At 61.9% G+C, this 21,754-nt stretch carries 23 protein-coding genes and 1 other RNA gene; 21 read left to right on the top strand and 3 right to left on the bottom strand.

Translation table 11 applies throughout. From position 1 onward, the window contains the following. Nucleotides 1–313: 313 nt before the first annotated feature. The 3 genes from E4680_RS06685 to arsC are packed head-to-tail and all read right to left on the bottom strand — an operon-like array spanning nucleotide 314 to nucleotide 1,630. Complete coding sequence (locus E4680_RS06685) at nucleotides 314–676, bottom strand: DUF2069 domain-containing protein (RefSeq protein ID WP_135281618.1); 363 nt, start codon at nucleotides 674–676, stop codon at nucleotides 314–316. Beyond that, nucleotides 673–1,278: an NAD(P)H:quinone oxidoreductase gene (gene wrbA / locus E4680_RS06680; protein ID WP_135281617.1), complete on the bottom strand. Its 606-nt coding sequence runs from the start codon at nucleotides 1,276–1,278 to the stop codon at nucleotides 673–675. Before wrbA ends, E4680_RS06685 begins: the two co-directional genes overlap by 4 nt. Beyond that, nucleotides 1,271–1,630 (bottom strand): arsenate reductase (glutaredoxin), encoded by a 360-nt coding sequence (gene arsC, locus E4680_RS06675; RefSeq protein ID WP_135281616.1) that lies wholly within the window; start codon nucleotides 1,628–1,630, stop codon nucleotides 1,271–1,273. The genes wrbA and arsC overlap by 8 nt, the downstream gene beginning before the upstream one ends. Between arsC and E4680_RS14605 the strand changes: the two genes are divergently transcribed. The 21 genes from E4680_RS14605 to folP all read left to right on the top strand — a co-directional run bounded on the left by E4680_RS14605 (nucleotide 1,629) and on the right by folP (nucleotide 21,754). Then, nucleotides 1,629–2,060, top strand: a complete 432-nt coding sequence (locus tag E4680_RS14605) for an acylphosphatase (protein ID WP_422666668.1) — start codon at nucleotides 1,629–1,631, stop codon at nucleotides 2,058–2,060. The two genes, arsC and E4680_RS14605, sit on opposite strands and share 2 nt — an antisense overlap. Before the next feature lie 83 nt (nucleotides 2,061–2,143). After that, nucleotides 2,144–4,819: a bifunctional acetate--CoA ligase family protein/GNAT family N-acetyltransferase gene (locus E4680_RS06665; RefSeq protein ID WP_135281615.1), complete on the top strand. Its 2,676-nt coding sequence runs from the start codon at nucleotides 2,144–2,146 to the stop codon at nucleotides 4,817–4,819. Between the two features lie 62 nt (nucleotides 4,820–4,881). Continuing rightward, the gene (locus E4680_RS06660) at nucleotides 4,882–5,325 is read left to right on the top strand and encodes a DUF411 domain-containing protein (protein ID WP_135281614.1); all 444 of its coding nucleotides are present in this window, start codon (nucleotides 4,882–4,884) and stop codon (nucleotides 5,323–5,325) included. A gap of 94 nt (nucleotides 5,326–5,419) precedes the next feature. Continuing rightward, nucleotides 5,420–5,516, top strand: an RNA gene (gene ffs, locus E4680_RS06655) — signal recognition particle sRNA small type. A gap of 51 nt (nucleotides 5,517–5,567) precedes the next feature. Further along, complete coding sequence (gene dnaX, locus E4680_RS06650) at nucleotides 5,568–7,223, top strand: DNA polymerase III subunit gamma/tau (protein ID WP_135281613.1); 1,656 nt, start codon at nucleotides 5,568–5,570, stop codon at nucleotides 7,221–7,223. Nucleotides 7,224–7,228: 5 nt separating this feature from the next. After that, nucleotides 7,229–7,546 carry a YbaB/EbfC family nucleoid-associated protein gene (locus E4680_RS06645; protein WP_135281612.1) on the top strand — a complete coding sequence of 106 codons (318 nt, stop codon included), beginning with the start codon at nucleotides 7,229–7,231 and terminating at the stop codon, nucleotides 7,544–7,546. A 2-nt stretch (nucleotides 7,547–7,548) separates the two neighbouring features. After that, a complete protein-coding gene (gene recR / locus E4680_RS06640) occupies nucleotides 7,549–8,187 on the top strand; it encodes a recombination mediator RecR (RefSeq protein ID WP_135281611.1) in 639 nt (212 codons plus the stop codon). A gap of 29 nt (nucleotides 8,188–8,216) precedes the next feature. Further along, entirely contained in the window at nucleotides 8,217–8,561 is a 345-nt protein-coding gene (locus tag E4680_RS06635; protein ID WP_135281610.1) for a histidine triad nucleotide-binding protein, read from the top strand. 83 nt (nucleotides 8,562–8,644) lie between these two features. Next, nucleotides 8,645–9,289: a CoA pyrophosphatase gene (locus E4680_RS06630; protein WP_167792413.1), complete on the top strand. Its 645-nt coding sequence runs from the start codon at nucleotides 8,645–8,647 to the stop codon at nucleotides 9,287–9,289. Between the two features lies 1 nt (nucleotide 9,290). Next, nucleotides 9,291–10,085, top strand: a complete 795-nt coding sequence (mazG, locus tag E4680_RS06625; RefSeq protein WP_135281608.1) for a nucleoside triphosphate pyrophosphohydrolase — start codon at nucleotides 9,291–9,293, stop codon at nucleotides 10,083–10,085. A gap of 9 nt (nucleotides 10,086–10,094) precedes the next feature. Further along, on the top strand, nucleotides 10,095–10,841 hold the full coding sequence (locus E4680_RS06620) for an SIMPL domain-containing protein (protein WP_135281607.1): 747 nt from the start codon (nucleotides 10,095–10,097) through the stop codon (nucleotides 10,839–10,841). Nucleotides 10,842–10,962: 121 nt separating this feature from the next. Beyond that, complete coding sequence (locus E4680_RS06615; RefSeq protein WP_135281606.1) at nucleotides 10,963–11,433, top strand: Dps family protein; 471 nt, start codon at nucleotides 10,963–10,965, stop codon at nucleotides 11,431–11,433. Between the two features lie 319 nt (nucleotides 11,434–11,752). Continuing rightward, nucleotides 11,753–12,982, top strand: a complete 1,230-nt coding sequence (locus E4680_RS06610; RefSeq protein ID WP_205688786.1) for an alkaline phosphatase PhoX — start codon at nucleotides 11,753–11,755, stop codon at nucleotides 12,980–12,982. A gap of 174 nt (nucleotides 12,983–13,156) precedes the next feature. Beyond that, nucleotides 13,157–13,981 (top strand): alpha/beta fold hydrolase, encoded by an 825-nt coding sequence (locus E4680_RS06605; RefSeq protein WP_135281605.1) that lies wholly within the window; start codon nucleotides 13,157–13,159, stop codon nucleotides 13,979–13,981. A gap of 131 nt (nucleotides 13,982–14,112) precedes the next feature. Then, nucleotides 14,113–14,760: a response regulator gene (locus E4680_RS06600; RefSeq protein WP_135281604.1), complete on the top strand. Its 648-nt coding sequence runs from the start codon at nucleotides 14,113–14,115 to the stop codon at nucleotides 14,758–14,760. 183 nt (nucleotides 14,761–14,943) lie between these two features. Then, nucleotides 14,944–15,576 carry a uracil-DNA glycosylase gene (locus E4680_RS06595; protein WP_135281603.1) on the top strand — a complete coding sequence of 211 codons (633 nt, stop codon included), beginning with the start codon at nucleotides 14,944–14,946 and terminating at the stop codon, nucleotides 15,574–15,576. After that, entirely contained in the window at nucleotides 15,569–17,404 is a 1,836-nt protein-coding gene (gene uvrC, locus E4680_RS06590) for an excinuclease ABC subunit UvrC (RefSeq protein WP_135281602.1), read from the top strand. Before E4680_RS06595 ends, uvrC begins: the two co-directional genes overlap by 8 nt. A gap of 7 nt (nucleotides 17,405–17,411) precedes the next feature. Next, the gene (pgsA, locus tag E4680_RS06585; protein WP_205688785.1) at nucleotides 17,412–17,966 is read left to right on the top strand and encodes a CDP-diacylglycerol--glycerol-3-phosphate 3-phosphatidyltransferase; all 555 of its coding nucleotides are present in this window, start codon (nucleotides 17,412–17,414) and stop codon (nucleotides 17,964–17,966) included. 44 nt (nucleotides 17,967–18,010) lie between these two features. Then, nucleotides 18,011–18,634 (top strand): RlmE family RNA methyltransferase, encoded by a 624-nt coding sequence (locus E4680_RS06580; protein WP_135281601.1) that lies wholly within the window; start codon nucleotides 18,011–18,013, stop codon nucleotides 18,632–18,634. 90 nt (nucleotides 18,635–18,724) lie between these two features. Next, nucleotides 18,725–20,668 (top strand): ATP-dependent zinc metalloprotease FtsH, encoded by a 1,944-nt coding sequence (gene ftsH / locus E4680_RS06575; protein WP_205688790.1) that lies wholly within the window; start codon nucleotides 18,725–18,727, stop codon nucleotides 20,666–20,668. A 219-nt stretch (nucleotides 20,669–20,887) separates the two neighbouring features. Beyond that, nucleotides 20,888–21,754 carry a dihydropteroate synthase gene (folP, locus tag E4680_RS06570; RefSeq protein WP_205688789.1) on the top strand — a complete coding sequence of 289 codons (867 nt, stop codon included), beginning with the start codon at nucleotides 20,888–20,890 and terminating at the stop codon, nucleotides 21,752–21,754.

Raw genomic sequence — 21,754 nt, 5'->3', positions numbered from 1 at the left:
GCCACCCATGCCGGGGCCACTTGGTTGCGAAGCTGCCTCGCCAGGGATCGGCGGGGCCATTAGGCCAGTGGCAATCAGTCCGGCCATCCCGATCAGGGATGCCAGAGGTCTGTTGAGATGTCGTGGCATTGCGGGATCCTTGGTGACGAATCGACGGGGTGGCATGCATATCCCGTCCTTGCTTCCTGCTTGGACTCAATCATCTATCGAATCGGCCTCGAGGTCCATATGCCATGCCTCATAGGGGCTATTGTCTCGGGCACTGGACCAAGCGCGGTCTGCGGGACTGTTCCAGGATCCGGAATGGCCGCGATCATCGACGACGCCGGTAGGCCTTGAGCGACTTCGGGAACAGTACGCATCCCACGAAAATTCCGAGGGCAAGCAATGTGGCCGGCAGACTGGCATGGCGTTCAGCCGGATTAGCGATCAGGTCGGTCAGTGCGCCCCCGAAGTAGAACAGTGATGCCAGGCTCAGCCAAGCAAAGGTATAAGGCCGCCCGGCAAGCAGGCCGGGAACCGCAAGCAGCAGAGGGATTTCCACGCCGATCAACCATGCCCAGATCATATGGGGTGGCATCAGGCTCGAAAACCCGAGCAGCCAGTAGGCCAGCGTGGCCATCAACCCCCCCAGGCAGATCAGAGTCAGGCGCTGCAGGCTTTGAGGATGGATCATGGCTGCGCTCCGCGTTGCAGGCGTAACGTCAATTCGGCGACTCGCCGGCCCAACGCGTGGCAGAGCTCCATTTCGGTCTCGCTGACCGGCTTTTCACCTGCGCTCCCAGCCCAGTGGCTGGGGCCGTAGGGTGTCCCGCCGCTGTGCGTTTCATTCAGGGCGGCTTCGGTGTACGGCAGGCCGACGAGAAGCATGCCGTGGTGCAACAATGGCAGCATCATCGACAGCAAGGTACTTTCCTGCCCACCGTGGAGGCTGGCAGTCGAGGTAAAGACGGCTGCCGGCTTGCCGGACAGCGCGCCGCTGAGCCACAGGGCGCCGGTGTGATCGAGGAAATACTTGAGCGGGGCAGCCATATTGCCGAAACGGGTGGGGCTGCCGAGGATCAGTCCGGCGCACTCCTTGAGATCACGTTCCTGCGCGTAGGGCGGGCCATTATCGGGGATCGCGGGACTTACCGCCTCGCAGGTCGACGAAACCGGCGGTACGGTGCGAATTCGGGCGCCGACGCCAGCCACCTCTTCGATACCGCGCGCAATGCGTTGGGCCATTCGGGCCGTTGCGCCGTTGCGGCTGTAGTACAGGATCAGGATTTCAATCATGGTCCAACAGCTCCAGAACCCGTTCCGGCGGTCGCCCGACGATGGCCCACCGCCCATCCCGTACGGCAATCGGGCGTTCCAGCAGCTTGGGATACTGATGGATCGCATCGATGATGAACGCGTCGGACAAGTCGGCTCGCGCCAGGTTGAGTGTTTTGTAGGTCTCTTCGCTCTTGCGCAACAATTCGCGCGGCGGAATGCCCAGTAGCTTCACCAGTTGTGTCAGCGTCGCCGGGCTTGGTGGGTCACTGAGATAGTCGATCAGCGTGGGTTCGAGACCGGCTTGCCGGAGCAGGGCCAACGCTGCGCGCGATTTGCTGCAGCGCGGGTTGTGATAGAGGATGATGTTCATGAATCGAGTTCTTCGAGCCAGCGCTAAAGCGCACCATTGTAATGCGTTGGCGCTCAGAGAGGAGACGCTGGATGCGCGAATCAATCGAACCGCTGGGGTGCGATGCCGCCGATCGGCGGGTATCCCCGACTCCGACGCAGCGATCGCCGTGACGACCGACCAGTCCAGCGGGATGGTCTGGCGCGTTCGGGGCCGAGTCCAGGGCGTGGGGTATCGGGCCTTCTGTCAGCGCCAGGCCCTCGGCCTGGGCCTGAAGGGCTGGGCGCGGAACCTTCCCGATGGTTCGGTCGAAGTGGTCGCTTGGGGGATGTCGCCCGCCCTGGTGGCGCTTGAGGAACGGCTGCGAACCGGTCCGCGCCATGCCCATGTCGATGCGATTGAGGCGTCGATGTGGCGCCATGAACCTGCCGATGGTTTCGCTGTGTCATAGACCAATGACATGGTATGGGCATGAGTGCCCGCGTATGCTGCGATGCATGAGCGGAAGGCCAGGATCACACGTGGGGAGTACACATGACCACGCGCAATCTGGAATTTTTCTTCAAGCCTCGGTCCGTTGCCTTGATCGGCGCCAGCCGCGACGCGCACCGTGTGGGGGGCGCAGTCGCGCGCAATCTGCAGGCCGGTGGATTTGCGGGCCGGGTGATGCTGGTCAACCGGCGCAGCGCGCCCGATGCGGCGCATGGCATCTACACGCAACTCTCGGATCTGCCGGAAGTTCCCGATCTCGCGGTGGTGGCGGTTCCGGCGTCTCAGGTGCCAGAGACCGTCGGCGAGCTGGGTTCGGCTGGAACCCGCGCGGCCGTTGTCTTGTCGGCGGGTTTCGAAGAGATCGAGGGGGAAGCCGGGGTGGCTTTGCAGCAGGCGGCCCTGGAAGCGGCTAAGCCTTATCTGATGCGCATCATCGGACCGAACTGTCTGGGCATTCTGATGCCCAAGGTGGGGCTCAATGCGAGTTTTGCCCATCTCATGGCGCGTCCGGGAAATCTGGCATTCATCGCGCAGTCCGGCGCGATTCTCACCGCCGTCGTCGACTGGGCAGAAAGCCGCGGGATCGGCTTTTCGGCGTTGATTTCGCTGGGCGCTTCGGCGGATGTCGATTTCGGCGACCTGCTTGATTATCTGGCCAACGACTGGGATACCCGCGCCATCTTGCTGTATGTGGAATCGGTGCGAGACTCTCGCAAGTTTATGTCGGCGGCGCGGCTGGCCGCCCGGCTCAAGCCGGTGATTGTCGTCAAGGGTGGTCGTTATGCCCAGTCTGCTCAGGCGGTTGCATCCCATACCGGTGCGCTGGCTGGCGTCGATGCGGTCTATGCTGCGGCATTCCGCAGGGCCGGCATGGTTCAGGTGGATTCGATGGCCGAACTGTTCGACGCGGTGGAGACCCTCGGCCATTCCAGTCCGCGCTTCGGCGAACGGCTCGCCATTGTGACCAACGGCGGCGGGATCGGTGTGCTCGCGACCGATGAACTGACGCGCCTGGGCGGGAATCTTGCCGCCTTGTCGGAGAACACTCGGCATCGCTTGCGCGAGGCGCTGCCGCCCTTGTGCAGTACGCAGAATCCGATCGATGTGCTGGGTGATGCGGATCCGGGCCGTTATCGTGACACGTTGCGCATCCTCTATGAGGCACCGGAAGTCGATACCGTGGCGGTGTTCAACTGTCCGGTGGGCGTTGCCAGCAGCCAGGACGCCGCCGAGGCCGTGATCGAAGTCCATCAGACGCCTCGCAAAGGACTGCTGACCAATTGGCTCGGTGCCAAGACGGCCCAGACGGCGCGAGAGCGGTTTACGGCTCATCGCATTCCAACCTACGAAACGCCGGATCAGGTGGTTCGTGCGTACATGCATCTCATCGGCTATCGCCGTAACCAGCGATTGCTGCTGGAAACACCGCCGTCATTGCCGCAGGCGTTCGTTCCCGATAGCGAGGCGGCACGCGCGGTGATCGAAACCGCGCGCGAGCGGGGTGGCGGCTGGCTGTCCCTGGCCGAGGGGATGGAGTTGCTGGCCGCTTATCGCATTCCCGTGGTGCAGACGGCGGCAGTCGTCACCCCGGACGAAGCAGCGGCTCAGGCGGCCGACTGGGCCGTGCCGGTCGCGCTCAAGATTTCTTCGCCCGATATTCTGCACAAGCGCGCGATGGGCGGTGTGGCGCTCAATCTGCAAACGCCCGAGGCGGTCTCGGAGGCTGCGCAGGGCATTCTTGCGCATCTGCGCCAGCATCAGCCTGAGGCCCGGATCGAGGGCTTCACGCTTCAACCTATGGTGCCCAAAGGTGACAATCATGAGCTGATCCTGGGGATGACCACCGACCCGGTGTTCGGGCCGGTGTTGCTGTTCGGGCAGGGCGGGAACGCGGTCGAAGCGCTCAATGATACGGCATTTGCGCTCCCACCGCTCAACATGCATCTGGCCTGTGATCTGATCGAGCGGACACGGATTCATCGCGTGCTCAGAGGCGTGGGTGGCATCGCGGCCACCCGAATCGGCGATGTCGCACTGAGTCTGGTGAAACTGGCCCAGCTTGCAGCCGATCTCCCGGAGGTGGTGGAGATTGAGGTTAATCCGCTGCTGGCCGGCGAACGGGGCGTGTTGGCACTCGATGCGCGCGTGCGAGTGGATGTCTCGGCGCCGGCTGGGGATGCGCACTTTGCGATCCGGCCTTACCCCAAGGAGCTCGAGCAATCCTTCGAGCTCTCCGATGGTCATCGCTTGATGCTGCGCCCGATCCAACCCGAAGACGAACCGGCGCTGATCCAGCTGTTCGATGCCATGACCGAGGAAGAGCGCTACATGCGCTTTTTCTCGCCGATGAGCCATGTGCCCCATCAGCTGGCTGCCCGGCTCAGCCAGATCGACTACCATCGGGAGATGGCGCTGATCCTCACCGAGGCCGGTTTGCCTGGCCAGGCGCGTATCCTGGCCGGGGTACGCATCGCCGGTGATCCGAATGACGAGCGCTGTGAGTTCGCAATCGGCGTGCGTCATGACCAAGGCGGCAAGGGGCTCGGCATTCGGCTGATGCAGCGGATCATCGATTACGCGCGGGCGCGCGGCTACCGGGAGATCTATGGCGACATTCTCCGGGAAAACGGCGCCATGCTGGCGGTTTGCCGTAAGCTCGGATTTCATATCGACCCGGGCAGTGAGAGCAACATCGTTCGTGCAACGCTGACGCTCTGAGCGCCTCAGCGCCCAGTGAATGGTCAGAGCTGTTTCCGTTTCAGATTGGAGGACCGGTTCGAATGCGTTTTCACACCATCGCTCCCTTGTTTGTATTGCTGCTGGGTTTTATTGTGACGACCCCGCTGCTGGCGGGCACGCTGCCCGCCTTGACGGTGTACAAGGACCCGCGCTGCGGCTGTTGCGAGGCTTGGGCTCGACACATGAGCGAGGCCGGCTTTGCGGTCACCACCCGGGATGTCGCCGATCTGGCCGAGCGCAAACGGGCGCTGGGCGTACCGGCTCATCTCGGATCCTGTCATACCGCGCAGGTGGGTGGATATGTGATCGAAGGTCATGTTCCGGCGGCTTCGGTCAAGCGGTTGCTGCGGGAAAAGCCGGCCGCAGTGGGCCTTGCGGTTCCCGGTATGCCGATTGGTTCTCCGGGCATGGAGGGTCCAAATCCCGAGGCCTATGAGGTGCAGATCTATGACGCCCATGGGTCCAGGGTCTTCGACCGCTACTGAACACACCTTGCTGAGAAGATGGCGGCTGCTATAATCCGGACCTCCCGGCGCTGGCCTATCGTATGCCGGTTTCCGGTTTCGACATGGTGGCCCCGGTTGGTCCCTTCGCGACGATACATTGTGAACCCCGTGAGATCCGGAAGGGAGCAGCGGCAGCAGTGGACTCGGGCGCCGGAGTGTGGCTGGCCGGGGCCGCCGCCCATTTCGGGCATGGGCTTCAATCCGCCGGAATGGGAAGGTCGATGAGCTACACCGTACTTGCCCGCAAATGGCGTCCGCGCAGCTTTGACGAACTGATTGGACAGGAACACGTGGTTCGGGCGCTGTCCAACGCGTTGTCCCAGCAGCGGCTGCATCACGCCTATCTGTTCACCGGGACGCGTGGAGTCGGCAAGACTACCCTGGCCCGGATTTTGGCCAAGTGTCTGAATTGCCGCGACGGTGTGAGCGCCGAGCCCTGCGGCCGGTGCGAGGCTTGCGAGGAAATCGATCAGGGCCGCTTCATGGATCTGATCGAGGTGGATGCGGCCTCCCGGACCAAGGTGGATGACACGCGCGCCTTGCTCGACAATGCCCAGTACGCGCCCGGCAAGGGCCGCTTCAAGATCTATCTGATCGACGAAGTCCACATGCTCTCGACCCATTCCTTCAATGCCTTGCTCAAGACACTGGAGGAGCCTCCCGAACATGTGAAGTTCCTGCTCGCGACCACCGACCCGCAGAAGCTGCCGGTGACGGTGCTGTCGCGCTGTCTGCAGTTCAATCTGCACCGCTTGAGCGCGGATCGAATCGCGTCCCATCTTGCGACCATTCTGCAGGCTGAACAGGTCACCTTTGATCCAGTGGCGCTGCGTGCCCTGGGACGTGCCGCCGACGGGAGCGTGCGGGACAGCCTGAGCCTGCTCGATCAGGCGATTGCCTATGCCGGCGGGCCACTGACCGTAGCCGATGTCGATGCGATGCTGGGAACGGTGGACCGCTTGCAGGTCGATACCTTGCTCAGCGCCCTGGTGAATGGTGAAGCCGAGGCGATCTGGCAAGTGCTCGCGGCCTGGCGCCAGCGCAGTCTGGACTACGCGGGTCTGCTCGATGCGTTGGCGCTGCGTCTTCAGGCGATTGCATTTACACAGACCTTTGGCTGCGTGAGTGAAGAAGAGGAGCCCGTCAGTCCTGAGCTGGCGGCGGCACTGTCTCCCGCGACGGTACAGGTGTATTACCAGATCTGCTTGCTCGGCAAGCGCGATCTGGCTTTGGCCCCGGATCCCGCCAGCGGCTTTGAAATGGTGGTTCTGCGTCTGCATGCCTTTCGGCCTCCATCGGATAAGGGGACCGGCGCTGTGCGTGAGGCGCCGGTCATCGCGGCCGCCGCGGGCGATGAAGGGACGGCGGCATCCGCCCCCCAGCCCATTGCAGACCGGCCTGCGCAAGCGGCATCGAAGCCCTCGCGCGTGATGCCCGCGCCTGCCCGTCCGGTCGCCCATTCGCCTGCAGCCGCGGCGGACGAGTGGCACGATCTCCTTGGTCAGCTCGGACTGCGCGGTGGAGCTTTGGAGCTTGCGCGTCACTGTGCCTTGAAATCGCGGAGCACGGGCCGCATGGTGCTGGAATTGCCGCGCCAGCAGCATGCGTTGCGGCGTCCTGCGGCGGAGCAGGGGCTGGTGCACGCCTTGCGCGCGCATCTTCGGCAACCCGAATTGGTGCTGCAGATCGAGACGATCGAACAGGCAACACATCCGACTCCGGCTCAGCGCGACGAGGACGAGCGCGCGCAGCGGCAAGCCCTGGCCGAGGCAGCGATCCGGGAAGATCCCGTGGTTCAGATGATGGAGGCCCGGCTCGATGCGCGCCTGCAGGGCGTTCGGCCCCGGGATTCGGTGCGCTCTCACGATGGAGAATGAACTCAATGGCAGGACCATTCGATAAGTTGTTTGAACAGGCCCGGCGTCTTGGCGACGATATGCAGCGTGCCGCGCATGATCTGGCCAACCTGGAAGTGACTGGCGAGGCTGGCGCCGGCTTGATTCAGGTGAAACTCAATGGACGGCGTGAAGTGAACGAGGTTCGCATCGATCCCCAGTTGCTGCGCGATCAGGCGCTTCTGGAAGATCTTCTGGCCGGTGCCATGAACGATGCGTTGCGTAAACTGGAGAAGGCGCTGGGGCAGAAGGTTACGGGCATGGCAGGCGGATTCAAGATGCCGGGCGGCTTTCCGGGCGCTTGATCATGTCGTTGTTTGCGCCGCCACTGAACCGACTGATCGAAGCATTGCGCCTGTTGCCGGGTGTGGGGCCCAAATCGGCGCAACGCATGGCGTTCCATCTGTTGGAGAAGGATCGGCAGGGTGCGCTGGTCCTGGCCGGCGCGCTGCGTGATGCCCTGGAAATCCTGCATCATTGTCAGGATTGCCGCATGTATTGCGAAGGCGATCGTTGTCCCATTTGCCGTTCCAGCCATCGCGACGAGGGATTGTTGTGCGTGGTTGAGACGCCTGCGGATGTGGTCGCCATCGAAAACGCGGGCTTTTATCGGGGCAAGTACTTTGTACTGATGGGGCATTTGTCGCCACTCGACGGCGTTGGGCCGGAGGAACTGGGTCTGGACCGGTTTTCAGAACGGCTGCGGCGCGGTGTGCGTGAAGTCATTCTCGCCACCAACCCAACCGTGGAAGGGGAGGCCACGGCGCACTATCTGGCCGCGCAGGCAGCGCAGATCGGCGTTCATGCCAGCCGGATTGCGCATGGGGTGCCGATGGGGGGTGAACTCACCTATGTCGACAGTGGCACCCTGTCGCATGCCTTCAGCGGTCGCCACCGGGTGGCGCAGACCGATCCGGGGTCTCATCCGGCCGATGAGTCTTTCTGAACGTTTGAGGACCGCAAGGAGCGAATCGCATGGCCGACTGTATTTTTTGTCGAATCGTCAAGGGTGAGCTACCTGCTCAGATCGTGTATGAGACCGAGTCGGTGATCGCATTTCGGGATCTGCATGCGCAGGCCCCGACCCATGTGCTGGTGATTCCGCGGCGCCACATTGCCACGCTCAACGACCTGATGCCCGAAGATGCGTCTCTGATGGGCGAGATGGTGCTCGCCGCCCAGGCGGTTGCTCACCAGGAAGGCATTGCCGACCAGGGCTATCGCACAATCATGAACTGCAATCTGGCCGGAGGGCAGACGGTATACCATATTCATCTGCATGTGCTGGGCGGGCGTCAGATGACTTGGCCGCCGGGCTGAACGGGCACATCGCTACGTATCTCGGATTGGCGCCCCGGTCCGGTCCCGCACTGAAGATGATGCGGGCTTCGCAGGCAGAATCGATGAAAGAACCGATCCTGGACGACATTATCAGCCGGTTGGCGAATTCGCTTCCGGCACCGGCGCCGGCGTGTCTGCATGAGTTCCCCGGTCCACTCAACCTGCCGCTGGATCTTCTCCCGGTACCGCTGGAGCGCCTGCGTGCGGCGTCGGTCCTGGTCCCGATCGTGCGCGATCCAGCCGGCTCACGAATCTTGCTCACCCAGCGGACCGCCCATCTGCGCCATCATGGCGGGCAGATCAGTTTCCCCGGTGGCGGCGCAGAGCCGGAGGATGTCGATGCCATCCAGACCGCCCTGCGTGAGAGCGCGGAGGAATTGGGGCTTCCATCGGATCAGGTACATGTGATCGGTTATCTCGATCCGCATGTGACGGTGAGCGGGTTTTGTATCACGCCCGTGGTGGGATTTGTCCCGCCGGATCTGTCGCTGCAGCCGGATCCGAATGAGGTTTCCGAGGTCTTCGAGGTGCCGCTCACCTTTCTCATGGACCCGGCAAATCATCAGCGACGCACGGTGCAGATCAAAGATCGCGAACTCACCTATCACACCATCGTCTATGGACCGTGGAATATCTGGGGGGCGACCGCTGCGATGATCATCAATCTTGCCGAGAAACTGGCCCTCGTTCCGCCAGAGGGCGCCTGATATGGAAGAGTTGCTACGCGTGATGGCTCAGCTGCGGGATCCGGAGACCGGATGTCCCTGGGACCGTGACCAGGATTTCCGCTCGCTGATTCCCTATCTGCTGGAGGAAAGCTATGAGGTTGTCGATGTATTGGACCGGGAGTTTCCGGATCCGGCTGCGCTGCGTGAGGAACTAGGGGATCTACTGTTTCAGGTGGTTTTTCATAGCCGTTTGGCCGAAGAGCGGGGCTGGTTCGATTTTTCGGCCGTTGCCGCCGGAATGGCCGATAAGCTTGTACGCCGGCATCCCCATGTGTTTGCGGATCCGAACCTGACGCATGACCCGGCACGTTGGGAGCGCATCAAGCAGGGCGAGCGGCAGGTATCGGGAAAGGGGGACGGGGCGCTTGTGGATGTGCCGGCCGCTCTGCCTGGACTGATGCGTGCGCAAAAACTGGGACGGCGCGCCGCCCGGGTGGGGTTTGACTGGGGCGCTGTCGCGGATATCGTGGCCAAGGTGCGCGAGGAAATGGATGAGGTCGAACAGGCGCTTGCGGCCCAAGAGTCAGCGGACCGGGTGGAAGAGGAGTTGGGAGACGTCCTGTTCTCGGTGGCGCAACTCAGCCGCTTTCTGGATCTCGATGCAGAAGCCGCCCTGCGCCGAGCCAATGCCAAGTTCATTCGTCGGTTTCAATGGGTCGAGCAGGCATTGGCCCGTGAGGGGCTTGCTCCCGATCCTGCTGTGCGGGCGCGCATGGAGGCGCTGTGGGATCAGGCCAAGCAGGTAGAACGCAATGATCGATTGCCATCTGAGTGAGGACCGAACATGAATAGTGGACTGTGGGCTCGGGCGTGGATGATTGGATTGGCGGCAACAGCCCTGACCGCACTGACAGCGTGCAATAGCTCGGTGGGCGACGGAAGTGCCCCGGCGGGCACACCGTCCATCGATTACGATCTGGTGACGCTCTCGGGCGAAGCCCGCCAGGAAATCACCAATGACTGGATGTCGGCGTTACTGGCGTTCGAGCTGCGTGATCCGGATCCGGCACGACTGGGCCGGGTGATGAACCGCAAAATCGAGCAGGCACTCGCTGGCGCGCGCGCCTATTCGCACGTGCGCTTTCAAAGCCGGAACTACCAAACCGTGCCGGAGGTCGATAAAGACGGAGCATTCATCGGTTGGCGCGCGCAAGCCCAGTTCTCGCTGGAAGGCGCTGATTTCGAGAAGAATGGCGCCTTGATCGGTGCCCTGCAGGCGGAGGGAATGGTGGTTCAGCGGGTTGATTTCACCGTTTCGCCCGATCGACGTCGGGAAGCCGAAGAGGCTTTGACGCAATCGGCGATCGCCGCGTTTCGCCATCGGGCCGAGGTGGTGCAACAGGCCTTGGATGCATCAGGCTTTCGCATTGTCGAGATGAATCTGGACGATATACGAAATGGGGGCGGTCAATTGGCGGAATCGCGGATGATGATGCTGAGCAAACAGTCCGCCGTGCCCCTGGCGAGCGAATCGGGCGTTACCGAACTGGTGGTGCGGGTCAATGGCCGGATCCAGCTGACCGCGGACTGAGTCTGTCTCCCGATCAGTTTTCCGCTGGGTCAACAAGCGTCGCCAATGGGATTGGATTATCCACAAGCGTTACTGGCCATAACCTGATCAATCGCCGAGTCACGGTGAGAGGAGTGTTCCCATGAAAATCGATATCGGGATCAAAGAAGCCGACCGCGCCCGAATTGCAGATGGATTGTCGCGGCTGCTGGCAGATACCTACACGCTCTATTTGAAGACGCATAACTTTCATTGGAACGTCACGGGTCCCATGTTTCAGACGCTGCATCTCATGTTCGAGACGCAGTACACCGAGCTGGCGCTTGCTGTCGATCAGATTGCCGAACGGATCCGTTCACTGGGTTTTCCGGCGCCGGGGACCTACAAAGCGTTCGCCGGGCTCGGGAGCATACCTGAAACCGATGGCGTTCCGGCGGCGCAGGACATGATCCGCCTGCTGGTCGAAGGCCAGGAAGCCGTCGTGCGTACCGCGCGAAGCCTATTCCCCGATGTGGAATCTGCCGGTGATGAAGCCACTGCCGATCTGCTGACCCAGCGCATCCAACTGCACGAGAAGACGGCGTGGATGTTGCGCAGTTTGCTCGAGGGCTGAGGGGGCGCCTTGATTCAGATGCGGTGCGGTCTCATGGTATCGCTTCGTATGGGCGAGGGGTTAGAGCGTGGTGATTGTACTGTCGGTCAACGCCGGTCTGGTCACCTCGCGCGAGAATCGCAGCGGTTCCGGAGCCATTCGGGGTACGTAATCGCACGGCCGTAATCGGTCATATCATCCCCTGTGGTCAGGCAGCGGCTCGCCCGGATGCGCGGCCACTGTCATCGCGCCATCCGCAGAGGGTCATGAAGCCGTCATCGATAAGGACGGATCATGACCTGTGGTGGGTGGGCCCTGCAGCGCGGTGGAGGAGATGGCCATGGTTGAACAGTCCCGGGGAGCTCCGAATCAGGGGCGGCGTCGTTTTCTGATCCAGGCATTGGCGGGGAGCGGGTTGGTAATGGCCGGCTCGCTCGCCAGCTGGCAACGTCTGGCTCAGGCCGTGCTGGCGCCAGGGGATGGTCTTTTGCGCCATCTCGGACCTTTGGGCGAGCCGGATGAGCTGGGGATTCGGCTACCGGCCGGACTCAATGCGCGATTGATCGCGCGGTCCGGCGAGCCGGTGGGCGCGAAGCTGGGCTACCGCTGGCATCTGTATCCTGATGGTGGCGCCACATTTCCAGCGCCGCGCGGGGGCTGGATCTATGTGTCCAATAGCGAAGTTCCGGCCGCTGGCGGCGTTGGGGCCATTCGATTTGATGCCCGTGGCGAGGTCATTCGCGCCTATTCCTTGCTCGAAGGAACGTCGCTGAACTGTGCAGGGGGCGCGACGCCGTGGGGCACCTGGCTGTCATGCGAGGAGTGGAGCGGGGGTGCCGTGTGGGAATGCGACCCGCGCCGTCGCCGCCTGCCGCGGCGTCGCCCGGCGCTGGGGATTTTCAAGCACGAAGCAGTGGCAGTGGACCCGGATCAGGGATACTTGTACCTGACGGAGGATGAGCCAGACGGGCGCCTCTATCGCTTTACCCCGAAGGCCTATCCGGACTTGGGCGATGGCTTGCTCGAGGTGGCGGAGGTTCAAGGCGATCCGCTGGTAGCGCCGGCAGCCGTGATGTGGCATCCGCTACCGGACCCGATGCCGGTGCTGGGTGGCTTGGGCCGAAAGACCCCGACGCGGCTGCAGGTTCCGCAGAGCACGGCGTTTCGTGGGGGTGAAGGGATCGGCTGGCATGCCGGACGGATCTACTTCACAACCAAGGGAGACGACACGGTCTGGTGCTATCAGCCCGGCGCGGCGGGCAGCGGCGTTCTGAGCGTGCTCTATCGGCGCGATCCGGCACGACCGGCCGACATTCTCTCGGGAGTCGACAATCTGACCGTGGCCGCCAGTGGTGAAGTCCTGGTGGCCGAGGATGGCGGCGACATGCAGGTGGTGGTGCTCGATGAGGCGGGCCGATTGACGCCTTTGCTACAGGTCGTCGGACAGGACCGGTCGGAGATTGCGGGGATCGCGTTTTCTCCCGATGGTCGCCGTCTGTATTTCAGCTCCCAACGCGGGCCCACCGGCAAGGGGCCATTTGGGCTGACTTACGAGATCAGCGTAGCTTGAGGCTGCAGCCGGGAACAGCACCCAGGTCCCAGAGATTTCAGGGCGCGCCATCGCTGCGCTATCGGGTCCTCTCGTGTGGGGCCCCGCTCATACTCGGTGGAGTTAAACACGACGGCTGTCGGACTTGATAGACTGCCTCCGGTGATTTGGGCAGTGGCCAAGGAGGGCCCTGGCATGACTGCGAGGCATCCACGTCAGGCATATTCCGGCACTGTTCGGCTGGCGTATTCGGTTTACGGCGAATCGGTATCGGCGGCGCCGCTGCTGATGATCATGGGTTTGTCGGGCGTGAAGGAAGACTGGCATGACCTGCCGCAGTGGTTGGCCCGGGATCGTCCAGTCGCGGTTTTTGACAATCGCGGCATGGGTGACAGCGATGTTCCCGAGGGACCTTATTCCATTGAACAGCTCGCCGACGATGCCCTGTCCCTCATGGATGCCCTGAACTGGGATCATGCCCATGTCATGGGTATCAGCATGGGCGGTATGATCGCTCTGGCGCTATCGCTTGCCGCGCCGGAGCGGGTGGGCCGGCTGGTGTTGGGCTGCACGTCCGATTGCGGCCGGTTGAATCCCGCGCCGGACCGCGAGGCCATGAGTGCCATGATGCCGACGGCCGGGACCAGCCCGCGCGACGCCTTGGCCAAGGCGTTGGCCATCAACTACACGCCCGATTGGATTGAACGGAATCCGGTGCATTTCCAGAGCCTGGTCGATCGGGCCGGGCAGTATCGACGTCGAGCCCGCGGCATCCTGGGGCAGATCAGTGCCATCAGCCGTTTCGACATGGCGGATCAAGTCCGGCAACTGACATCGCCGTCGCTGGTGATTCACGGTGACAAGGATCGGCTCATTCCAATGGCGAACGGGCAACGTCTGGCAACCCGGCTTCCCAATGCGCGCTTTGAGATGCTGATGGATTGCGGCCATCTGTTCTGGCATATGGATGACGGACGGTCGGCCGATTTGATTCGGGAATTTTTGGCATCGCCAGGCTGACCCGTGGGCCGCATCGCGCAGGCAATGATGCTAAGCTAATCGATCATCGGCATTGGCTGAAGCCCGCGCCCGGGCAGACCGTTATCGGCGGCGCTGGACGGCAGTTACGGGTGGTAAGGAGTAAGGCGTTCATGATCAAGGTCCTTGTGGTGGATGATCATCAACTCATCCGCAGCGGGATTCGCCGCTTGTTGGAAGCCTCCGGCGACATTCAGGTTGTGGGTGAGGCTGAAAGTGGCGAGCAGGCCTTGGCCCGGGTGGGCGACTTGCAGCCCGATGTGGTGTTGATGGATATCCACATGCCGGGGATCGGCGGGTTGGAAGCGACACGCAAGCTTGTTCACCATCATCCCGACGTCAAGGTCATCAGTCTCTCCGTTCAGCGCCAGGATCCATATCCGGAGCAGTTGCTTGCGGCGGGAGCGAGCGGCTACCTGACCAAGGATTGCGGCGCGGACGAGTTCATCCAGGCCATTTACAAGGTGCACGGCGGCGAGCGCTATCTGGATGCCGAGCTGGCCAAAGGGATGGCGTTGTCGCGGCTGCCGCGGGGAAAAGCCGGCGGCGGGATTGCCGATCTGTCGCAGCGCGAGATGCAGGTGATGCTGATGGTGGTGCAGGGACACTCGATTCAGGACATCTCGGACAAGCTTTTCATCAGTCCCAAGACCGTCAACACCTACCGCTACCGTCTGTTTGAGAAATTGGCGGTCAACAATGACGTCGAACTGACTCGGCTCGCCATGCGTCATGGACTCATCGACCTCAATACCGGCTGAAGGGCGTCAACGTCTTCGTTTGCTCGGGTTGTTCTGGATCCTGTAAGCCTCGAGTCGTCACATTCGCCCTCCAGTGCCTCACTTGCCACTTTCGGCTGGGGGTATCCCACCGGGTACCATGCTTTGAAATCCGCCTCGCACGTGAATCAGTCGTCAAGTCCTCCGCAAATCGCTTCAGCGACCATGTTTGATCCCGCCTGCCGCCGTTGTCCTCGCCTGAGCACCTATCGGGATGAAAACGGTAGGGCCTATCCCCACTATTACAACGCGCCGGTCCCGGCTTTTGGATCGAGTCATGCGTATCTTCTGATCGTCGGATTGGCGCCCGGCTTGCATGGTGCCAACGCCACGGGGCGGCCATTTACCGGTGATTACGCCGGAGAGTTGCTGTATCGGACGCTTCACGAGTTCGGTTTCAGCGCGGCGTCCGAATCCCGTCACGCCGGCGACGGTCTGCGCTTGCGGGACTGTCGCATTACCAATGCCGTGCGCTGCGTGCCGCCGCAGAACCGCCCTGCGCCCGAGGAGGTCAGGAAGTGTCTGGGTTATTTGAAGTTCGATCTGGATCAGCATCCCGCCGATGGTGTCGTCCTTGCTTTGGGGCGCGTGGCGCATGAGACGGTACTGCGAGCGCTGGGTCTGCGGCCACTGCGTTACCCGTTCGGCCATGGTGCGCGGCATGACTTGCCCGATGGCCGAATCCTGCTGAGCTCGTATCATTGCAGTCGATACAACACATCTACACGTCGACTGACCCCGGAGATGTTTCGTGCCGTGATGGCCGAAGCACGGAAACTGGTGGGGCCGCATGCCTGACTTGCCCGTGAGGCACTTCGATTTTCGCGGATTCGTGCGCGCCCTGCCGGACCGTCCGGGGGTGTATTGCATGCGCGGGGAATCAGGCGCGGTGCTTTATGTTGGCAAGGCCAAGCGCTTGAAAGCGCGCGTGGGGAGCTATTTTCGCCGCACCGGACAGAGTGCCAAGACCCGCGCGATGATGAAGCACGTGGCTGATATCCAGGTGACTATGACGCGGACGGAGGCCGAGGCGCTGCTGCTGGAGAGCAATCTCATCAAGGCGCACCGGCCACGCTACAACGTGGTGCTGCGCGACGACAAGAGCTATCCGTATGTGCATCTGACAGGCAATCATGCTTTTGCACGTATCCGGTTTTACCGAGGAGCTTATCGGCGCGACGGCCGTCTGTTCGGTCCTTATCCCAACGCGGGTGCCGTGCGCGCCGCCCTGAAGGAATTGCAACGCTTGTTCCGGCTGCGGGTTTGCGAAGACACCGATTTCGCCCATCGGGAACGCCCCTGCTTGCAGCATCAGATGGGGCGCTGTTCGGCGCCCTGTGTGGGGCTCATTACTGAAGCGGAGTACGCCCAGGATGTTCGAGACGCCGTGCGCTTTCTGGCCGGTCAGGGGCAGGAGGTCATCGACGATCTGGCGGGGCGCATGGAGGCAGCTGCGGCGCGGCTCGAGTTCGAGCGCGCGGCGGTCTATCGCGATCGCATTGCCCGTTTGCAGCAGGTGGCGGTTCGTCAGGATGTGACGACCCAAAGCGGTGATGCCGACATCATCGCGGTGGCGATGGATGGGGGCACGACCGTGGTTTCGCTGGGCCTCGTCCGCGGTGGACAGCATCTGGGGTACCAGGTGTTTATACCCCAGGTGCCTGCAGATACCTCGCCCGCCGAGTTGCGTGCCGCCTTCCTGAGTCAACATTACGAGCATGTGCCACCGCCACCGGAAATTCTCCTTGACGGCGAGATCGACGATGCCGAATTGATCATCGAGGCGCTTTCAATTCAGGCCGGGCATGCCGTGATGGTGCGTCAACCGCAGCGCGGACAGCGCCAGCGGTGGATTGAATCGGCATCGGCCAATGCGACGCAAGCTTTGCGGCTCCAGCAGACCAGTCGCGCCAATTTGGAAGCACGGTTCGGCGATTTGGCGGTGGCGTTGGGATGGTCTGAGGTGCCGCGACGACTGGAGTGTTTCGATGTCAGTCATACGCAGGGCGAGGCAACCGTCGCCAGTTGTGTGGTGTTCGATGCCGAAGGTCCGGTCAAGAGCGCCTATCGGCGGTTCAATATCACCTCGGTCGGGGGTGGAGATGACTACGGTGCATTGCGCGAAGCCATCTATCGGCGCTACGAGCGTTTGATTCGGGAAGAGGCTGCGCTGCCCGATATCGTCTTCATCGACGGCGGGCGCGGGCAGCTGGGAGTGGCCGAGGCCGTGGTTGCCGAACTCGGTATCCCGGAAATTGGACTGGTGGGGGTCGCCAAAGGGCCTGCGCGCAAAGCGGGAGAAGAACAACTGTTCCTGTCGAGTGCGTCGGCGCCTCTGCGCCTGGCGCCACACCGGCCCGCTCTGCATCTCATCCAGCAGATCCGTGACGAGGCGCATCGTTTTGCTATCACGGGCCATCGCCAACGCCGGGCCAAGGCGCGTACCCGTTCGGTCCTCGAGGACATTCCAGGTCTGGGCCCCAAACGACGGCAGCAGCTGCTGCGTCAGTTCGGTGGACTGAAGCAGATCATGCATGCGGGTGTGGCGGAGTTGTCCCAGGTCCCTGGAATCAGTGATAGTCTGGCGCGGAGGATTCACGCCGATCTGCATCCGGAACTGGAATGAACTGCTCATGCATCTGAATTTTCCCATCTGGTTGACCGCATCCCGCATTTTGCTGATCCCACTGTTCGTGCTCGTGTTTTACCTGCCGTGGTCGGGTGCAGGCATTCTTGCAGCGTCGATTTTCGTGGTGGCGGCCATTACCGACTGGCTGGATGGTTATCTCGCACGGCGTTGGAACCAGACCTCAGCATTCGGTGCGTTTCTGGATCCAGTGGCCGACAAGCTGATTGTGGCGGTCGCGTTGATTCTGGTGTTGCAGCGCGATGCCCGGGTGCTCATCGCCCTTCCGGTCGTGATCATCATCAGTCGGGAAATCACGGTTTCGGCGCTGCGGGAATGGATGGCCGAGATCGGGCAACGGACCAAGGTGGCTGTCTCCTGGATCGGCAAGCTCAAGACCAGTGTGCAGATGGGGGCTTTGGTAGTGCTGATTGGCTTCGAGCCCGGGCATGTCCTGTACACTGTGGGGATGGTCGGCTTGTATGCAGCAGCCTTGTTGACCCTCTGGTCAATGATGGCCTATCTGCGAGCGGCCTGGCCGAGCCTCAGCGCGCATTCGTGAGGCGCGCGATTTTCAAGAACCGACACCGGACTGCCCATATCCCTATGCCCAAACGCCGAAAAAGCAGTGCCGCGTGGCTGCGCGAGCACTTTTCCGATCCCTATGTTCAGCGCGCCAAGGCCGAGGGCTGGCGCTCCCGTGCGGTCTACAAGCTCGAAGAGATTGACGAACGTGACCGGCTGCTGCGCCCCGGGCTTCACCTTGTCGATCTGGGTGCCGCTCCCGGCGGTTGGTCACAGTACGCCGCACGCAAAGTCGGTCCAGAGGGGCGGGTGGTGGCCTTCGATCTGCTGCCGATAACCCCATTGCCGGGCGTGGTCTGTTTACAGGGGGATTTTCGCGAACGCGAGGCCCTGGATGCGGTGACGGATGCGCTGGATGGGCGCGCCGTCGATCTGGTGCTCAGTGACATGGCGCCGAATACCAGCGGCGTCGAGGCCGTTGATCAGATTCGTTCGCTGGCCCTGGCGGAGGCGGCAGAAGCATTCGCGATCCATGCGCTTCGCCCCGGTGGAGATTTTCTGGTGAAGTTATTTCAGGGTCCGGGGTTCGACGATTTCGTTCGTCGCATGCGGGGCCATTTCGGAAAGGTCGTGGTCCGCAAGCCCAAGGCTTCCCGGGAACGTAGCCCCGAAGTTTATTTGCTGGCCCGGAACTATGCTCTATAGTAGGGTCTAATCAAAAGAGTTGATCCGGCTTGGTCAGTTTGACCGGTATTTCCTGCAGGCACCTTAACGAGGGCCGACACATTGAACGATATGGCAAAGAACTTGATTTTATGGGTCGTGATCGCGGCCGTCCTGATGTCCGTTTTCAACGGTTTCGGAACACGAGCGCCCAGCGCCCAAAAACTTCCGTATTCGGACTTTCTAATTCAGGTCCAGGATGGCGCCGTCGCTCGGGTTGAGATCGATGGGCGCAAGATCGTGGGGCAGCTCTCCAGCGGAGAGCGTTTCACGACCTACAATCCTGAAACCAGCAATACCGAACTGGTCTCTGACCTGCTGAATCAGAATGTCACCGTTATCGGCAAGGAACCTGAGCAGCAGTCGCTACTGATGCAGATCTTCATTTCTTGGTTCCCCTTCCTGCTCTTGATTGGCGTATGGATCTTCTTCATGCGGCAGATGCAGGGCGGCGGTGCGGGCCGTGGCGCCATGAGCTTCGGTAAGAGCAAGGCGCGCATGCTTCAGGAAGATCAGGTCAAGGTGACCTTCGGCGATGTGGCCGGTTGCGATGAGGCCAAGGAAGATGTGGTCGAACTCGTCGAGTTCCTGCGCGACCCGTCGAAGTTTCAGCGCTTGGGCGGCAAGATCCCGCGCGGCGTGCTGATGGTCGGCCCCCCGGGAACCGGCAAGACCTTGCTTGCTCGGGCGATCGCTGGTGAAGCCAAGGTGCCTTTCTTCACGATTTCGGGTTCGGATTTCGTGGAAATGTTTGTCGGTGTGGGCGCCAGCCGCGTTCGTGACATGTTCGAGCAGGCCAAGAAACATGCACCGTGCATCATCTTCATCGACGAAATCGATGCTGTGGGTCGACATCGCGGTGCCGGTCTTGGCGGTGGCCATGATGAGCGCGAGCAGACTCTGAACCAGCTGCTGGTGGAAATGGATGGATTCGAAGGGAACGAGGGCGTCATCGTCATCGCGGCCACGAACCGTCCGGATGTGCTCGACAAGGCATTGCTCCGGCCGGGGCGGTTCGACCGTCAGGTGACGGTGGGATTGCCGGATGTGCGGGGCCGCGAGCAGATCCTCAAGGTTCACATGCGCAAGGTGCCGGTGGGCGAAGATGTCGACGCTGCCTTGATTGCGCGGGGGACACCCGGATTTTCCGGCGCCGAGTTGGCCAACCTGATCAATGAGGCCGCCTTGATCGCTGCGCGGTTGAGTCGCCGCGTGGTGACCATGGATCTGTTCGAACGCGCCAAGGACAAGATCATGATGGGCGCCGAGCGGCGCTCAATGGTGATGAGCGAGGACGAAAAGCGGTTGACGGCCTACCACGAGGCTGGTCATGCAATCGTCGGGCTGAATGTCCCTGATCATGATCCGGTCTACAAGATCAGTATCATGCCGCGTGGGCGTGCCTTGGGCGTGACGATGTTCCTGCCCGAGGATGATCGGTACAGCTACAGTAAGCGCCGGCTGGAAAGTCAGTTGGCCAGTCTGTTCGGTGGACGTGTGGCAGAAGAACTGATTTTCGGTTTCGATGCTGTCACGACCGGCGCGTCGAACGACATTGAGCGGGCGACGGAAATCGCACGCAACATGGTCACCCGATGGGGATTGTCGACGCGGCTCGGACCACTCGCCTATGGCGACGATGAGGCGGCCGGTTACATGGGTGGTGGCTACGGTGGCCGCAGTGGTTCTCAAGCCATGTCGGACGATACGGCCCATGCCATCGATGAGGAGGTACGCAGTATTGTCAATCGAAACTACGATCAGGCGCGCAGCATTCTCCAGGCTTCAATGGATAAGCTGCATGTGATGGCCGACGCCCTGATGAAATATGAAACCATCGATCGCGAACAGATTGATGCGATCATGGCCGGGCATGAGCCGCCGCCCCCCAAGGGCTGGGACGAGAAGCGCGATGATGATTCGGATTCGTCCTCCGGGAAAACGGCTGCGACTGATTCGAAGCCTAACGTTTCAGGAACCGGCGGTTCTCCAGAGTTGCCCGGACCGATTGCCTGATTGCTCCCTGTCGACGTTGCTTCCTGCGGAGCCGATGCCCAGTTACTGGGGCATCGGCTCTTTATCGTTAAGCGTTTCGTTTAGTGAATGGTTCGCGCGCATTTCCGTCTGGGATGTGCAGCCACACGGACCTTATCGGTCGCGCCGAGTGTGATCTGACCGTTGCTCGTTGCCGGTATTTGCAACGGGACAAAACAACGACAACCGCGAATGAATCCAATGGATAAGGAAGGACCCGTGCGCTTTGAATGTCTGCCCGGTCGTTGCCAGGTGATGGGAATATTGAATGTGACGCCGGATTCGTTTTCCGACGGCGGCCAATTCGATCGGCCCGAACCGGCCATCGAGCAGGGATTGCAGATGATCGAAGCCGGCGCGGATGTCATCGATGTCGGCGGTGAATCGACGCGCCCGGGCGCGCGCCCAATTTCGGCGGCTGAAGAAATTGATCGGGTCATACCGGTCATTGAATGCCTGGCACGGCGCGCGAACAGGCCGATCTCGATTGATACTAGTAAACCCGAGGTCATGCGCGCTGCCGTCGCGGCCGGCGCTTCGCTCATCAACGACGTGCGTGCTCTGCGGGCCCCTGGGGCACTGGAGGTTGCTGCCGAGCTGCAGGTGGCCGTTTGTCTGATGCATATGCAGGGTGATCCCGAAACAATGCAGGACGACCCTCGCTACGGGCCGGATATTGTCCTCAATGTCACGGATTTTCTGGCTGGCCGAATTGCGGCCTGCGAGCAGGCGGGCTTGAACAGAGAGTTGTTGATCATCGATCCGGGGTTCGGTTTTGGCAAGCATTTGGCGCATAATCTGGCCCTTTTGGCCGAACTCGATCGGCTCCGGGTGCTGGACTGTCCCATTTTGGTGGGGGTTTCCCGAAAGTCCATGCTGGGTCAGATTCTTGGGGGGCGGCCAGCGTCGGGGCGGCAGGCAGCCAGTGTGGCGGCGGCGCTTTGGGCCGCTTCATACGGCGCGGCCATCGTGCGGGTGCATGATGTGGCGCCCACGGTGGATGCACTACGGGTTTGGGGGGCGATCGGTGCGGTTCGGCTGCGGGCTGCTGGGAATGAGGCCAGATGA

Source organism: Candidatus Macondimonas diazotrophica, from assembly GCF_004684205.1.
Lineage (GTDB): Bacteria > Pseudomonadota > Gammaproteobacteria > UBA5335 > UBA5335 > Macondimonas > Macondimonas diazotrophica.
This window is presented reverse-complemented; position numbering and strand designations above follow the sequence as displayed.

Excerpts from the sequence above, each read along its gene's own strand:
- uvrC (WP_135281602.1), top strand. The coding sequence starts at position 15,569 with ATGCCTGACTTGCCCGTGAGGCACTTCGATTTTCGCGGATTCGTGCGC.
- E4680_RS06610 (WP_205688786.1), top strand. The coding sequence starts at position 11,753 with ATGGTTGAACAGTCCCGGGGAGCTCCGAATCAGGGGCGGCGTCGTTTT.
- E4680_RS06685 (WP_135281618.1), bottom strand. The coding sequence starts at position 676 with ATGATCCATCCTCAAAGCCTGCAGCGCCTGACTCTGATCTGCCTGGGG.
- E4680_RS06635 (WP_135281610.1), top strand. The coding sequence starts at position 8,217 with ATGGCCGACTGTATTTTTTGTCGAATCGTCAAGGGTGAGCTACCTGCT.
- E4680_RS06595 (WP_135281603.1), top strand. The coding sequence starts at position 14,944 with ATGTTTGATCCCGCCTGCCGCCGTTGTCCTCGCCTGAGCACCTATCGG.
- pgsA (WP_205688785.1), top strand. The coding sequence starts at position 17,412 with ATGCATCTGAATTTTCCCATCTGGTTGACCGCATCCCGCATTTTGCTG.
- E4680_RS06620 (WP_135281607.1), top strand. The coding sequence starts at position 10,095 with ATGAATAGTGGACTGTGGGCTCGGGCGTGGATGATTGGATTGGCGGCA.
- folP (WP_205688789.1), top strand. The coding sequence starts at position 20,888 with ATGGATAAGGAAGGACCCGTGCGCTTTGAATGTCTGCCCGGTCGTTGC.
- E4680_RS06615 (WP_135281606.1), top strand. The coding sequence starts at position 10,963 with ATGAAAATCGATATCGGGATCAAAGAAGCCGACCGCGCCCGAATTGCA.
- wrbA (WP_135281617.1), bottom strand. The coding sequence starts at position 1,278 with ATGATTGAAATCCTGATCCTGTACTACAGCCGCAACGGCGCAACGGCC.
- E4680_RS06630 (WP_167792413.1), top strand. The coding sequence starts at position 8,645 with ATGAAAGAACCGATCCTGGACGACATTATCAGCCGGTTGGCGAATTCG.
- mazG (WP_135281608.1), top strand. The coding sequence starts at position 9,291 with ATGGAAGAGTTGCTACGCGTGATGGCTCAGCTGCGGGATCCGGAGACC.
- E4680_RS06665 (WP_135281615.1), top strand. The coding sequence starts at position 2,144 with ATGACCACGCGCAATCTGGAATTTTTCTTCAAGCCTCGGTCCGTTGCC.
- E4680_RS14605 (WP_422666668.1), top strand. The coding sequence starts at position 1,629 with ATGAATCGAGTTCTTCGAGCCAGCGCTAAAGCGCACCATTGTAATGCG.
- ftsH (WP_205688790.1), top strand. The coding sequence starts at position 18,725 with ATGGCAAAGAACTTGATTTTATGGGTCGTGATCGCGGCCGTCCTGATG.
- dnaX (WP_135281613.1), top strand. The coding sequence starts at position 5,568 with ATGAGCTACACCGTACTTGCCCGCAAATGGCGTCCGCGCAGCTTTGAC.
- recR (WP_135281611.1), top strand. The coding sequence starts at position 7,549 with ATGTCGTTGTTTGCGCCGCCACTGAACCGACTGATCGAAGCATTGCGC.
- E4680_RS06645 (WP_135281612.1), top strand. The coding sequence starts at position 7,229 with ATGGCAGGACCATTCGATAAGTTGTTTGAACAGGCCCGGCGTCTTGGC.
- E4680_RS06580 (WP_135281601.1), top strand. The coding sequence starts at position 18,011 with ATGCCCAAACGCCGAAAAAGCAGTGCCGCGTGGCTGCGCGAGCACTTT.
- arsC (WP_135281616.1), bottom strand. The coding sequence starts at position 1,630 with ATGAACATCATCCTCTATCACAACCCGCGCTGCAGCAAATCGCGCGCA.
- E4680_RS06600 (WP_135281604.1), top strand. The coding sequence starts at position 14,113 with ATGATCAAGGTCCTTGTGGTGGATGATCATCAACTCATCCGCAGCGGG.
- E4680_RS06605 (WP_135281605.1), top strand. The coding sequence starts at position 13,157 with ATGACTGCGAGGCATCCACGTCAGGCATATTCCGGCACTGTTCGGCTG.
- E4680_RS06660 (WP_135281614.1), top strand. The coding sequence starts at position 4,882 with ATGCGTTTTCACACCATCGCTCCCTTGTTTGTATTGCTGCTGGGTTTT.